This window comes from Undibacterium sp. GW821-FHT11B02, from assembly GCF_058808955.1.
Window position 1 is genome coordinate 129,708 of sequence record NZ_JBXASD010000001.1, and the last position, 13,543, is coordinate 143,250.

Annotated in this window: 12 protein-coding genes; 9 read left to right on the top strand and 3 right to left on the bottom strand. The window is 51.2% G+C overall.

Annotation, left to right across the window (positions count from 1 at the left end; genetic code table 11):
- Positions 1 to 81: 81 nt before the first annotated feature.
- Positions 82 to 1,659: a DUF1800 domain-containing protein gene (locus AC1RVX_RS00585; protein WP_493214645.1), complete on the top strand. Its 1,578-nt coding sequence runs from the start codon at positions 82 to 84 to the stop codon at positions 1,657 to 1,659.
- 24 nt (positions 1,660 to 1,683) lie between these two features.
- Positions 1,684 to 2,886, top strand: coding sequence for a DUF1501 domain-containing protein (locus AC1RVX_RS00590; protein ID WP_493214646.1), 1,203 nt, complete (start codon positions 1,684 to 1,686; stop codon positions 2,884 to 2,886).
- Here the strand turns inward: AC1RVX_RS00590 and AC1RVX_RS00595 are convergent.
- Complete coding sequence (locus tag AC1RVX_RS00595) at positions 2,858 to 5,059, bottom strand: ATP-binding protein (RefSeq protein WP_493214647.1); 2,202 nt, start codon at positions 5,057 to 5,059, stop codon at positions 2,858 to 2,860. The two genes, AC1RVX_RS00590 and AC1RVX_RS00595, sit on opposite strands and share 29 nt — an antisense overlap.
- Positions 5,060 to 5,534: 475 nt before the next feature.
- Between AC1RVX_RS00595 and AC1RVX_RS00600 the strand changes: the two genes are divergently transcribed.
- On the top strand, positions 5,535 to 5,867 hold the full coding sequence (locus AC1RVX_RS00600; protein ID WP_493214648.1) for a DUF1161 domain-containing protein: 333 nt from the start codon (positions 5,535 to 5,537) through the stop codon (positions 5,865 to 5,867).
- Positions 5,868 to 5,938: 71 nt separating this feature from the next.
- On the opposite strand, the gene AC1RVX_RS00605 is transcribed toward AC1RVX_RS00600, so the two are convergent.
- Both AC1RVX_RS00605 and AC1RVX_RS00610 read right to left on the bottom strand, forming a co-directional pair.
- Positions 5,939 to 6,430: a GNAT family N-acetyltransferase gene (locus tag AC1RVX_RS00605; protein WP_493214649.1), complete on the bottom strand. Its 492-nt coding sequence runs from the start codon at positions 6,428 to 6,430 to the stop codon at positions 5,939 to 5,941.
- Positions 6,431 to 6,456: 26 nt separating this feature from the next.
- Positions 6,457 to 6,798, bottom strand: a complete 342-nt coding sequence (locus AC1RVX_RS00610) for a hypothetical protein (protein WP_493214650.1) — start codon at positions 6,796 to 6,798, stop codon at positions 6,457 to 6,459.
- 288 nt (positions 6,799 to 7,086) lie between these two features.
- On the opposite strand from AC1RVX_RS00610, the gene AC1RVX_RS00615 reads away from it, so the two are divergent.
- From AC1RVX_RS00615 to AC1RVX_RS00640, 6 genes are all read left to right on the top strand, one after another.
- Complete coding sequence (locus AC1RVX_RS00615) at positions 7,087 to 7,587, top strand: hypothetical protein (RefSeq protein WP_493214651.1); 501 nt, start codon at positions 7,087 to 7,089, stop codon at positions 7,585 to 7,587.
- Between the two features lie 110 nt (positions 7,588 to 7,697).
- A complete protein-coding gene (locus tag AC1RVX_RS00620; RefSeq protein ID WP_493214652.1) occupies positions 7,698 to 8,042 on the top strand; it encodes a DUF1840 domain-containing protein in 345 nt (114 codons plus the stop codon).
- Positions 8,043 to 8,046: 4 nt separating this feature from the next.
- On the top strand, positions 8,047 to 8,937 hold the full coding sequence (locus tag AC1RVX_RS00625; protein WP_493214653.1) for an alpha/beta hydrolase: 891 nt from the start codon (positions 8,047 to 8,049) through the stop codon (positions 8,935 to 8,937).
- A gap of 164 nt (positions 8,938 to 9,101) precedes the next feature.
- The gene (rsmB, locus tag AC1RVX_RS00630; RefSeq protein WP_493214654.1) at positions 9,102 to 10,526 is read left to right on the top strand and encodes a 16S rRNA (cytosine(967)-C(5))-methyltransferase RsmB; all 1,425 of its coding nucleotides are present in this window, start codon (positions 9,102 to 9,104) and stop codon (positions 10,524 to 10,526) included.
- Between the two features lie 56 nt (positions 10,527 to 10,582).
- Positions 10,583 to 11,170, top strand: a complete 588-nt coding sequence (locus AC1RVX_RS00635; protein WP_493214655.1) for a DUF4390 domain-containing protein — start codon at positions 10,583 to 10,585, stop codon at positions 11,168 to 11,170.
- Positions 11,167 to 13,521 (top strand): sensor histidine kinase, encoded by a 2,355-nt coding sequence (locus AC1RVX_RS00640; protein ID WP_493214656.1) that lies wholly within the window; start codon positions 11,167 to 11,169, stop codon positions 13,519 to 13,521. The genes AC1RVX_RS00635 and AC1RVX_RS00640 overlap by 4 nt, the downstream gene beginning before the upstream one ends.
- Positions 13,522 to 13,543: the final 22 nt, after the last annotated feature.

Consider the following 13,543-nt stretch of genomic DNA (forward strand, 5'->3'; position numbering starts at 1 on the left):
TGGCCAGCGCGTTAATGGCTGATATCCATACTGATTGGATAGCACCGGTATTCTTTTTGTGTTATGCGAAAGAGGGTAAAAATGAAAATTCAACAGACCATGTGGCACTTGCTGAGTGCCAGCCTGATAGTTTTGCTGGCAGCATGTAGCACCAATCCGCAACAAGCCAGCAATGGTGCCGGCAACAAATACCAGCCTCCAGTCGGCAACACCCTGACGCAGGCAGCTATCCAACCTGAACAATTACTGAACCGCATTACCTGGGGTAGTAACCCCACTGCCTTGCAAGCCTTGCAGACAGTTGGCCCGGATCGATATCTGGATCAACAATTGCGTGGACGTACGGCTGTCTTACCTGCCCCCATCCAGGCACAAGTTGATACGCTGACCATTTCCAGCCGGCCATTTGAAGACATCATGCGTGATCTGGAAGCGAAGCGCATCGCGGCAGACCAGCAAAAAGGTACGGACGACAAACTGAACAAGGAATACCAGCAAGAGTTGACCCGACTGGCACGCGAAGCAGCCACGCGTTCGCTGTTGCGTGATGTGTATTCCCCGAACCAGTTGCAAGAGCAGATGAGCTGGTTCTGGATGAATCACTTCAATATCCACAGCGGTAAACACAATGTCCGCGCTATGCTGGGTGATTTTGAAGAACAGGCGATACGTCCGAATGCGCTTGGTAATTTCCGTGACCTGCTGCGCGCCACGGTCATGCATCCTGCCATGCTCCGGTATCTTGACAATGAACACAATGCCGTTAACCACATCAATGAAAACTATGCACGCGAGCTGATGGAATTGCATACCATGGGCGTCAATAGCGGCTATACCCAAAAAGATGTACAAGAACTGGCACGCGTGCTGACCGGTGTCGGCATCAGCATGAATAAAGACACGCCGCGCATGAAGCCAGAACTGGAAAAGCTTTACTACCGTAAAGGCCTGTTTGAATTCCAGCCGCAACGTCATGACTTTGGTGAAAAGCAGATTCTGGGCAAAACCATCAAGGGTCGCGGCATGGCAGAACTGGATGAAGTCTTGCTGATGCTGTGCAGACAACCTGCCACCGCCAACTACGTCAGTCAGAAACTGGCGATCTTCTTTGTCTCTGATACGCCTTCCAAGGCGCTCATAGATAAAATGGCGAACCGCTTCCTGCAGACTGATGGCGATATTCCATCGACCTTGCGAGCCATGTTTGATTCACCTGAATTCATTGCTTCGCTGGGCAAGAAGTTCAAAGACCCTATGCACTATATGCTGGCATCGGTACGCCTGGCGTATGACGGCACTACCATCGTCAATACCGGCCCCATGCTGAACTGGCTGAATATGATGGGTGAGCAATTGAACGGACGCCAGACACCTGACGGCTATGCCCTGAATGAAAGCGCATGGGCCAGCTCCGGCCAGATGACGGTGCGCATTGATATTGCCAAGTCCATCGCCAATGGTAACCCAGCCCTGTTCAAGGCAGACAACCAGCCCGCACCACAAGAGAAGCCACCACAACCAGCACTGGCGGTATCCAATTATGTCAAAAGCTGGACCAAGCAATTCAGCCCGTCTACCCAGACGGTCCTGAGCCAGGCAAATACAACACAGGAATGGAATACCTTGTTTCTTGCCTCCCCCGAAATGATGCGCCGTTAATCTTTTCATAGAAAGATCAAGGATATGAACCGCCGTGACCTGTTGAAAGCGATGGCCTTGTTGCCATCCACCGCCATGCTGGGTATGAGCAGCCATGTAATGGCAGCACCCGCCACCCAAAACCGCCTGCTGCTGGTGTTTTTGCGTGGTGGCTATGATGCCAGCAATTTGCTGATCCCCACTTCCAGCAACTTTTATTATGAAGCCAGACCAAACATCGCCATCCCCCGGCCCGGCTCCGCACCTGATTCAGCACTGGAACTGACTGCCGACTGGGGTCTGCATCCGGCGCTGAAAGACACTATCTACCCCATGTTCCAAAACGGAGAAGCCAGTTTCATCCCGTTTGCCGGCATTGACGACCTGTCACGCAGCCATTTTGAAACCCAGGACAGTATAGAACTGGGACAACCATTGACCGGTAGCCGTAATTTCCATTCTGGGTTCATGAACCGCCTGGCAAAGATATTGAGCAACAACAGCAAAGTTGCCGCCATGTCCTTTACTGATCAATTGCCTATCGCCATGCAAGGCACTGCCCGCATCGCCAATACCGCTTTACGCAACGTCAACAAGCTCAATGTTGATCAGCGCCAGCGCGACATGATCTTGCAGATGTATGGCGATACCAGTCTGTCACAAACCGTCAAGGATGGTTTTGCCATGCGCGAAGAGGTTGCCAAGGACTTGCAGGATGAAATGAACAGCGCCAATCGCAATGCCATTTCCACCAAGGGTTTTGAGTTGGAGGCGCAAAGAATAGCCAAGCTGATGCGGGATAAATATGCACTGGGTTTCATCGATGTGGGTGGCTGGGACACCCATGTGAATCAAGGTGGTGTCAACGGTACCCTGGCCAGCAAATTTGAAGAACTGGGACGCGGCCTGGCTGCCTATCGTACTGAAATGGGCGATGCCTGGCGCAACACCACAGTGGTGGTCATTAGTGAATTTGGACGCACTTTCCGTGAAAACGGCAAGCACGGTACAGACCATGGCCATGGCAGCGTATATTGGGTACTGGGTGGCGGCGTTAAAGGTGGTCGTATTGCCGGTGAACAGATCGCGCTGGAGCAAGGCAAGCTGTTCCAGAACCGTGATTACCCCGTGCTGAACGAATACCGCGCCGTGCTGGGTGGCTTGTTCACCAATATCTATGGGCTGAGTACGGCGCAGGTAAACCAGATATTTACGGGTGTCAAAGCGCGTGATCTGGCTTTGGTGTAATGGTACCCATGTCAGTAATCACTTCTTCATGCAGGGGCAGGTCGATATAAAAATGGGTGCCGCTTGCCTCAAATGCAGACTCCATGTAATAACCGATCTCGCCATGCATTTGCCGGATGATGGCCTGGGAAATAGCCAGGCCTAATCCGGTTCCGCCCTTGGCACGGGTATCAGAAGAATCTGCTTGCGAGAACTTCTGGAACAGGCGTTCGCGGAAATTTTCCGGGATGCCACTCCCTTGATCGACCACTTCTATACGCACGTTTTTCCCGTGGCGAATTTCGGTCAGCACACGAACGGCGGTTCCTTCTGGCGAATACTTGCAGGCATTCGATAAAAGATTCGCCATCACTTGCTGGAAGCGCCCCGCGTCGACCATCACCTGGGCATTTGTGATGTGTCCATCAAATACAATTTCTGTTCCTACGCTGTGAGCAAAAGCCTGGTTATTATTCACCGCAACCTGCAACAGCGTGTGCAAATTCAGCTGTTCAAATACAAAGTCCATCTTGCCAGCTTCAATTTTCTGAATATCCAGCAAATCATTGATCAACCTGGTCAGGCTCTCGCTGTTCTTGTGCGCCATGCCAAGCAAGGGGGCAATCTTGTCCGGTACAATTCCCACAGCGCCACCGACAACCAACCCCAGTGCGCCACGTATGGCAGTGAGCGGGGTACGCAATTCATGACTGACGGTAGAGATGAACTCGCTCTTCATACGCTCCATTTTGCGCCGTTCCGAGATATCCCGGACAATGACGATCAGCTTGCGTCGGCCTGCATGGTAATACTCGCTGATGGCCAGTTCAGCAGGAAACAGGCTACCATCCTTGCGCATTCTTTCCACCTCGGTACGCAGACACCCTGTTTCCAGAAATTCACTGCGACTCATGGCCAATCCCAACAAATCAGGTTGCCCTGGTGGCGAAAAAAACTTGCCGTTCTTGCCCACCACTTCACTGGCAGGATGCCCATAAATAGCAACGGCAGCAGGGTTCAGTGCCTCTATCTTGCCGGTATCATCAATCATGATGATACCGTCCGCCGCATTCTGGAAAATGGCTTGCAAGCGTTCCGATGAATCCTTGAGGGCAATCTGCTGTTCCGTCAGATTTTTCAACAAATGGGCCTGATTGCGGTTGATGATTTCGGCCTGCTGTTTCAATTCCGTGGTGGCGAGTAAATCCTGCTCCCTTTTTTCCAGCAAATTAACCAGCACGCTAAATGCCGCCACCAGCGCCAAAATGCCACTCATGGCAACCACTACAATACCGGTCGTGATCTTGCGCCAGTCAGATAAATATAAATCTTCATCTACTGAAAAATTGATGATCAAGGGATATTTTTGTAGCGACTGTATGGCAGCCATGCGCGTCACATGCTTGCCGCCTTCCCCCATGCGGGACGCATCAGTGATGATGACGCCAGATTTCAGTTTTTGGTTGTGCACCAGTTCATAGGTACTGCCGGTCAGGTTTTTCATGCCCATGATTTCGCCACGTTCTGGCCAACGGGCCAGATAGGTAAAGTCATTCCTGAGCAGGCTTATCGAAGCATGTCCTTCGGCACTGAGTTTTTCATAGAACTGCGAATAAAATGAAGGCGACATCCCCAGAATAACGACGCCAATAAATTCACCGTCACTGCCAGTGAGCCGATGGCTGAGGAAAAACATCCATTTACCGGTAGTCTTGCTACGTACTGAAGAACTCAGGTAGATCCCTTGCACAGGATTGTCACGCTGAATCATGAAATAGTCCCGGTCTGCCAGGTTATATGTCGGCGCGGGGAAATTGCGGGAGGTATTGATCACGTTACCATTCACATCCAGCACCGATATGACTTCGACAGCTGGCGACACACTAGCCTTCTCGCGCAGGAACTGATGAAATTCATACGTCGATAATTTAGCAGACAGGTATTCAGCATTGACGCTCCAGCGGTCCTGTATGCGTTCTGAAATACTGTCCAGCGCGGTATAAGCAAAATCCATTTGCTGGCTGACAGTTTCAGTCAAAACAATACTAAAAGTCTCAGTCTGTTTTTCCCATTTGCCGATTTCCTGCGCCCGCAACATCCATACTGCACTGGCAGCGCCCAGGACGATTGCCAACACCAGACACGCAGCAAGCGCGATGGCCAAACGACTGGTTGGTAATCCTGTTTGCTTCATTTCAATCCGTCCGCTGACGTTAAGTACGCCATATTATCCGCAATATAGGGTTCGTAAATTTTGCCACACAGACATGTTGCCTGATTTTTACGCTTGGGGGAATGCCTGACTTTGCTGCATCAGCAATTTGATCGCTTTGCTTCCCCACTATCAACGACAAGAAGTCGTCATTCTGGAGTCGTCAGTAGTGATGCTCGCATCCCCTACTTTACGCGAAAAATGTAGATGACCAATGAACGCTGCAACAGTGATAATTTCATTATCAAATAACTAATTTTATGAATTCCGTGATGTTGTTGTCGTAAAAAAGCTATACCAATTGTTAAGAAAATGCCTGGAGATTCCCTCTGCAATGCATGACTGCAGATGATTTACTACACTTTCCTGACAGAAACGAACGTATTTCTGTTAAAACCTGGCAAGAAATGTTACGGTTTTACTATCTGGCAAAAACAGAACAGTTACAACAATAATCATGACCTGGCAAAACAGCATGGAACAGGTCTGCAACATATCCGATCCAGGAAAGGGAGCAAGCAAAATGAAGACAAGCGCGTTAATAACTACTTTGGTAACTGGTTTGCTACTCTGTAGTGCCTCGGCTCATGCAGGTACCGGGATACTCAGTTGCGAAGCCTTGAAGGAAAAAATCGCAACCAAGCTTGAAGGCAAAGGTGTCAATAACTACACCCTGCAAGTCGTCCCAAAAGATACAGAAACAAAACACCGCGTCGTTGGTTCTTGCGAAGGAGACAAGAAAAAGATTATCTATAAAAAGGAGAAAGCAGGCACTAAAGCTGAAGAATAAGTAAAGCCCTGCTGTACCCAAAACGCATTGCATTCACAGAAATGCAATGCGTTTCATTTTTTATTTGTGTATCAAACTTCGGTATCCAAGTCTTTCATCATATAAAACGCCGCACCGGTATAACTGACCAGCTTTTCAGCCTGCTGCTGATCCAATTCGGTTTGCTCGACAAATCCGCAGTGTTGCCAGAATGCTCTGGTACTTTGTACCGACACCAGGCACACATGCTGCCAGTTTTGCCTGCGCGCATAGGCAAAAGCATGGGCCAACATGGCCTGCGCCAAACCCTTGCCGGCATGCGCCGGGTCAACTGCAAGATCATGCAAATACAAAGCATTGGGCTGGCTGGCAGGGTTGAATACCTGTCCGAGTGCAGAAATACGAGCGCCGATACTGGGATAAGCGGCCAAATATGCCGTGATGCAGCCGTCCTGCTCTGCCACCCATGCAGTGTCAGGTGCACTTTGCAGGCGCTCCGCCAACAACGACAACGGCTCCACCATGTCGGCTACGTAGGCCAAAGACTGGATAGCAAATACTGCGGCCAAATCTTGCGGCAGCATATTGCGCACCTGCCAATTCATGTAGCTTATTTCTCTGCCTTTGCGCTGGCCGACGCACTGGCGTCTTCGGTCTTGCCAGGCGGCTCTGATTTGGTCAGCTCTGGCTTGACCACATCTATCTTGTTTTCGCGCATATAGTCATTCATTTCTTTCCAGCCTGCATACACAGCGGCACGTGCAGCGTCAGGATTCAGAGCATAGCAGTCTTCGATAGCACGCCCGGCATGACGGCATGCGCTGCCGGTCGCTCTGGCGTCCGACTCCTTGGCGGCCGCCTCTTTTGCCGGATCAGGCAACCCCAGACGATCGCAAGCGCTCAGCGATACCAATATCAATAATGAAATTCCAAGTGTGTGGCGAAGTGACATCGTGGCACCAGAATAATGAATAAAAAACCATAGTCGAAATCAGACTTGCCCTCATGATACTCTAGTGTATAGCTGCTTTGACAGCAGTGATCACAAAGACATGTTGGTAGATGGCTTGCCTGGTACTCAAGGTTTACGGCTATTCTGTCCCGGACTTAAAAAACAGGCTAAAGCCTGAACAAAGGAATTATCATGTAGGCTTGATTGCTGACCATGCTTTGCGTTCACAATCTACAAGCACATATAATAAAAATACAATAATTTACGCCTAAAAAAACAGTAATTCCGATGAAAATTTCGATCAAAAGCATTCTCTTAAGTTCTGCCCTCTGTCTGGTAGCCTGCAGCCCCAAATTTGACTGGAGAGAAACCCGCAGCAATGACGCCCCATTTTCCATCCTGATGCCTGGCAAAGCTCTCAGCGATACCAAAACCATGCAACTGGATAGCCTGGAAGTAAAAATGAATATGCTGGCAGGTGAAGCAGGCGGCGTCAGCTTTGCCGTTGGCAGCACCCAAGTAGCCGATGCTGGTAAAGCTGGCATCATCATGGAAGCCATGAAGAAAGGCATGATACGTAATGTCCAGGGCACTGCTGACAATACCCAAGTCACCCCTTCAGGGGATGTGGAAGTGCGTGGTAAATTGCGCAACGATATCCCGGTGCTGATGGTAGGCCGTTTCGTGATACGTGGCCCCTGGGTATATCAGATTGTTATACTGGGGCCGGAAAAAGCGGTCAGTCGCGACGTCATTGATACGTTTATGACTTCGTTCAAAACAAACTGAAACAACGCCTGAGTAAATTAGGATTATGATGTAGTTATACGAACTGATTTATTGCTTTAAGTGAGTTCGTATAACTACATCATAGCTACCCATAAAGAGGAGAGATGTCCATGCTGATCACATTCAAGTCCAAAGCTGCTACAGAAATCACCATGTACAAAGAGCATGCGCGTCGCATCCTGGATCTGATACAGAAAGATGTGGAGCGCGGCGTGATTACACCGCAGGAATTGCCACAAGCCATACAGAAGATAGAAGCTGCAGTCGCAGACAGCAAAGCCCACCCGATCTCGGATGAAGTGAATCGTGACGTCAATGCGCATCACAATGAAAACGGGGATGACAACGAGCATGAAGCGCCGGAACCTGTCAGTTTTGCTACCCGTGCCTTCCCGATACTGGAGATGCTGCATGCAGCCAACAAGATGCAACGTGATGTGATGTGGGGCGTGTAAAACCATGACTTCCCATGTAGAAAATACCCGGGAATTCGATCTGGAGGCCACAGACGGCACTCCCATTTTTGTGCGTGACTGGCCATTGACCAAAGTAGCTAATTTGGCATCAGACCTGCCGCAAGGTGTGTTGATCATGCATGGCCTGGGTGAACATTGCGGGCGGTATGCCCATGTCGCACGGTTTTTCAATGCCCTGGGCTTTGTTGTCAGAACCTATGACCATCGGGGACATGGCAAATCCGGTGGCACCGTCGGCGATGTACCCGATGACCAAGCCATACTGCACGATGCACAAGTAGTGCTTGCCGACTTTCGCCAGCAACTGTCCGGCCCGCCCATTTTGCTTGGGCACAGCATGGGTGGTCTGTTTGCAGCCCGCTTTGCCCTGGAAAACCAAAGTGAACTACGTGGCCTGATCCTGTCTTCACCAGCACTGGCAATACGCATGTCAGGTTTCCAACAAGGCTTGCTGAAAACCGCATTTCGCCTGATACCGGGTGTAGGTTTACCAAACGGCTTGCAAACCCGTTATCTATCGCACGACGCAGAAGTCGTGCAAGCCTATAAAAATGATGCTTTGGTCCATGGCAAATTAAGTGCACGCTTGTTGACCAGCATGCTATCGGCCATGACCTATTGTCACGAACATGCAGCAGAACTGCATTTACCTTCACTGTTGATGGTGGCCGATGAGGACCACCTGGTCGATCCTGACGGTAGCAGACGCTTCGCGCAGAAAGTGAATGAAACCTGGCTCAGCACCCATTTTTATGCAGGCTTTTATCACGAAATATTCAATGAACTTGACGCCACCCGGGTTTTTGATGACTTGCGTACCTGGCTGGAAGCTCAGCAATTTACCCCACTCGAAATGACTCAGAAAGCAGCTTGAACCGATCATGCCATTGGTCATTGCTGTCAGCGTGGTTCGTTTTTAATCGCGGCATAAGCCAGAACTCACCTCCCCCTGTTTATGAAATGAGTTCTACATAATCCAGGTTTACCTGCGCGGGCTGTTACACTTACGTGTCGGTTCAGACCTAGCCAATTCTAAATATGCAAGAAAACACAAGAAAAACACTGGGGAAACCCCAAAAACCTGCACGCCAGGATGCGCGCCCAACCGTGCGCCCTGCTGCACCAGCCCCAGAATTTCAGCCTGTCGACATCAAGCCTGATTCGCTGGCATTTTGTCTGGTAGGTGCGGCACAAGCCGTCAGCTATGTGCTGGAAGGCACAGCCGTGCCCATGGCCCTGTCACGTGTGTTTACCCAGACCAATGCACTGCCGCAGGCACGTGGCGCTATCCAGGATATTTCTTACCGTACCATGCGCCAGGTAGGCCGGGTCGATGCCCTGATCAAGGTCATGGCCAGCAAAACCCCGGAACCGGCCTTGCTATACAGCTTGTTGTGCTGTTCCCTGACTTTGCTAATTGGCAACGAAGGGGAAGAACAAGCTGCCTATGAAGAATTCGTTGTGGTCGACCAGGCAGTTACTGCCGCCACCTCCAGCCCGCATATGGTGTTTGCCAAGGGCATGGTGAATGCCGTGCTGCGCCGTTTCTTGCGCGAAAAGGACGAATTGCTGAAGCTGGTCATGAAACAACCGGCCGCCACCTGGAATTATCCCCAATGGTGGGTAGACCAGTGCAAGGCAGCGTATCCGCAAGACTGGCAAGCCATACTGACCACCGGTAACTACGCGCCGCCCATGACTTTACGGGTCAACCGTCGCGCCACTACGGTAGCAGCCTACCTGGAGTTGCTGGCATCGAAACAAATTGCCGCCAGCCAGGTCGGCCCGTCTGCTGTCAAGTTGGCAAGACCCACGCCGGTACAACATATCCCTGGCTTCGAAGAAGGCATGGCATCGGTACAGGATGCTGCTGCCCAACTGGCAGCACCATTGCTGGACGTACAAGACGGCATGCGTGTGCTGGATGCCTGCGCCGCTCCCGGTGGCAAGACCGGGCATTTACTGGAGTTGGCCGATATTGAGCTGCTGGCGCTGGACACCGATCCGGCACGCATACAACGCATACATGACAACCTGGCAAGATTAAAGCTGTTCGCCACCATCAAGGATGGCGATGCCAGCCGCTCTGGCTGGTGGGATAACAAGCCATACGACCGTATCCTGGCTGATGTGCCCTGCACCGCCTCTGGCGTGGTGCGACGTCATCCGGACAGCCGCTGGCTGCGCCGCAAGACGGATGCAGCGCAGCTGGCCGCCCTGTCTGCACGCATCCTGGACAATCTGTGGCGCATGTTAAAGCCGGGCGGCAAGATGCTGATGGTCACCTGCTCTATCTGGCCTTTGGAATCAGAAACCCAGGCTGCCGCCTTTGTCACCAGACATGGTGCCATACGACTGGATGCACCGGGTCAAATGTTGCCAACACTGGCAACAGCGTCCGCTGGCAACAACGAACATGATGGTTTGTTTTATGCATTGTTTCAAAAACCACTGCAAAATTAACGAATGCCAACAAGTTCAAGCTATCATTAGCAGACTTTTGATTTCGTACTGATTGCATGATCCGACGCTCAACCTTCCTGCTACGCCAACTGTTGCTGACGTTTCTGTTAGCCTTGTTGGCATTGGCGGGCCCGTCCGTCAGTCATGCAGCAGATGTGGAAGTCAAATCCGCCAAGATAGAATCCAGTGAAGAAGGTTACCGGCTGGCAGCTGTGTTTTCCATAGAACTGAGCGATGGTCTGCGTAAAGCCATCAAGGAAGGTATTCCGGTATCCTTCACGACTGAAGTAGAACTGACCCGTTCACGCTGGTATTGGGTGGATGAAAAAGTCGTACGCAGCGAAAATACAGTCAAAATCGCCTTCAATGAATGGACGCAGCAATACACTGCCATTGTCAATAATGGCTTGCAACAAACCTTTCCATCCCTTGATGCCGCGTTGAACCTGGTGCTCAGGCCCAGTCGCTGGCTGATCGCTGAAAAATCACTGCTGGCCAACGGTGCCACTTATAACGTCGCCGTACAGTTGCGCATGGGTCTGTCCAAGATACCGATGCACTTCCAGATTCCGACTTTCAACGACAGCAACTGGAGCCAGAAGACGGAGTGGAAGCGCTTTTCCTTCAAGGCTGACGACAAGTGACAAGATTTTTGCGGTATGCCCTGATTATCGGCGGTGCTCTGATGAGCATACTGCTATTCTTTCTGACTACCGTTTCAGAAAATTCCTCGCGCTTCGAACGCTATTATGAATGGCTGCTGGACGCCAATGCGATTGTTGCCCTGGCGCTGCTGATCCTGGTGCTGACACTGGTCTGGCGTTTGTTCAGGCGTTTCCGCACGCGGGAATTTGGCTCACGCCTGATGACCCGGCTGGTGGTCTTGTTTGCTCTGGTCGGCATCTTGCCCGGTACCGTCATTTATGTGGTGTCAGTACGCTTTGTGTCACTGTCTATCGAATCCTGGTTTGACGTCAAGGTTGAATCGGCACTGGATTCCGGCAAAAACCTGGGTTTGACGGCACTGGATTTTTTACTGGCCGATTTGCAAACCAAGGCACGCGACATGGCGTCGGAACTATCCGACCCGACCGAAAGCTCTATGTCGATCCACTTGTCACGTCTGCGTGAAAGAATGCAGATACAAGAAGCCACCATCGTCAACGGCAAAGGCCGGCTGATCGCCACCGCCAACGAAAACGTAGGTAGCCTGCTGCCCGAATTACCTACCCCGGAAATGCTGCGTCAGGTCAAGTTGTCACGTTATTACGCCGCCAGGGATGAAAAAATCGCCCCGGCAGATTCTGAAACCGCCAGTGCCGCCAATGCCAACCGCGGTGCCAGTCACCCGACTCTTGCCGCAGAACCAGCCAGGATACTGCGCTCGCGGGTGGTAGTGCCGATACGCGGCAGCAGCTGGATTTCCCTGCAAAATGAATCACTGTATCTGCAACTGATACAGCCCGTACCTGCCAATCTGGCCATGCATGCGGAAGCGCTGAGCAGTGCCTCACGCGAATACCAGGTGCGCTCTATTGGCCGGGTAAACCTGAAGAAAATGTACATCATCACCCTGACACTGACACTGTTGCTGGCCATAGTGGCTGCCATTACCAGTGCTTTCCTGATTTCAGGTGAACTGGCCAGACCTTTGCTGCTGCTGGCTGAAGGTACCAAGGCAGTGACTGAAGGTAATTTCTCGCCACGACCGATTGTCACCAGTACCGATGAATTGGGTAGCCTGACCAAATCCTTCAACACCATGACCAGACAGCTGTTTGATGCCCGTGCAGCAGTGGAAAAAAACCGCAGCGAACTGGAAAACGCCAAAGCTTACCTGGAATCGGTATTGGCCAATATGTCAGCCGGGGTGATGGTGCTGGACCAGGGTGGCCATCTGGTAACCTGCAATGAATCGGTGGAACGCATATTGCAGCGCAAGCTGGAAAATGAAATCAACAAGCCGCTGGCCGAAATCGACGGCATGCAAGCCTTTGCCTTCGCCATTTCCAAAGCGTTTTCTGAACAACATGCGCAGTCCGCCGCAGGTGGTGAAAACGAGCGTGAGCAGCATTGGCAGCAACAGATAGAAGTGCCCCGCCCCAATACCGGAAAAAAAATCGCAACGACAGGTGATAACGCCGCCGCCGAAGAAGAACAGAGTATTACCCTGCTGGCGCGCGGTTCACATTTGCCGGTGGCGTCTGGCAGCGGCTACGTGGTGGTGTTTGATGACATCAGCAATATCATTTCCGCCCAGCGCTCTATCGCCTGGGGTGAAGTAGCACGCCGTCTGGCCCATGAAATCAAGAATCCGTTGACGCCGATACAGTTGTCGGCTGAACGTCTGCAAATGAAATTGCAGGATAAACTCAGTGACAGCGATGTCCTGATCCTGAACAAGAGCACAACAACAATTGTCAATCAAGTCACTTCCATGAAACGCATGGTGGATGATTTCCGCGATTATGCACGTACACCGCCAGCGGTTTTGATGCCTTTGAACCTGGCTGGCCTGATTGATGAAGTACTGCATTTATATATTACTGGCGACGGCAGAGACGCAATACGTGTGACGCTGGCCCCCGATTTGCCGCTGATAATGGGGGACGCAACTCAGTTACGGCAAGTAATTCACAATCTTTTACAAAATGCCCAAGACGCGGTTGCCGACAATATGAATCCCGAATTTGTGCCGCGCATCGACGTCATCACCGATGTGGTGCGTTACACAGGAACAGACCAAATCGCCCATTCTGCGGTACGGCTGTCAATTATCGATAACGGCCCGGGATTTTCGAGCAAAATTCTGAGTCGCGCATTTGAACCCTATGCCACTTCCAAGCCACGAGGCACCGGTCTGGGGCTGCCAATGGTGAAGAAAATCATCGATGAACATGGCGGTAGAATTGATATTCAAAATCGCAGCGATACAAACGGTGCAAAAGTAGCGATTTTGCTGTTAAAGTTAGCACCGGATTCAAATACAGTGTAAGACAGGGTAAGTACGCAGTATT

Coding starts and splice junctions, on each gene's coding strand:
- AC1RVX_RS00595 (WP_493214647.1), bottom strand. CDS start 5,059: ATGAAGCAAACAGGATTACCAACCAGTCGTTTGGCCATCGCGCTTGCT.
- AC1RVX_RS00610 (WP_493214650.1), bottom strand. CDS start 6,798: ATGTCACTTCGCCACACACTTGGAATTTCATTATTGATATTGGTATCG.
- AC1RVX_RS00605 (WP_493214649.1), bottom strand. CDS start 6,430: ATGCTGCCGCAAGATTTGGCCGCAGTATTTGCTATCCAGTCTTTGGCC.
- AC1RVX_RS00635 (WP_493214655.1), top strand. CDS start 10,583: ATGATCCGACGCTCAACCTTCCTGCTACGCCAACTGTTGCTGACGTTT.
- AC1RVX_RS00585 (WP_493214645.1), top strand. CDS start 82: ATGAAAATTCAACAGACCATGTGGCACTTGCTGAGTGCCAGCCTGATA.
- AC1RVX_RS00600 (WP_493214648.1), top strand. CDS start 5,535: ATGACCTGGCAAAACAGCATGGAACAGGTCTGCAACATATCCGATCCA.
- AC1RVX_RS00620 (WP_493214652.1), top strand. CDS start 7,698: ATGCTGATCACATTCAAGTCCAAAGCTGCTACAGAAATCACCATGTAC.
- AC1RVX_RS00625 (WP_493214653.1), top strand. CDS start 8,047: ATGACTTCCCATGTAGAAAATACCCGGGAATTCGATCTGGAGGCCACA.
- AC1RVX_RS00615 (WP_493214651.1), top strand. CDS start 7,087: ATGAAAATTTCGATCAAAAGCATTCTCTTAAGTTCTGCCCTCTGTCTG.
- AC1RVX_RS00590 (WP_493214646.1), top strand. CDS start 1,684: ATGAACCGCCGTGACCTGTTGAAAGCGATGGCCTTGTTGCCATCCACC.
- rsmB (WP_493214654.1), top strand. CDS start 9,102: ATGCAAGAAAACACAAGAAAAACACTGGGGAAACCCCAAAAACCTGCA.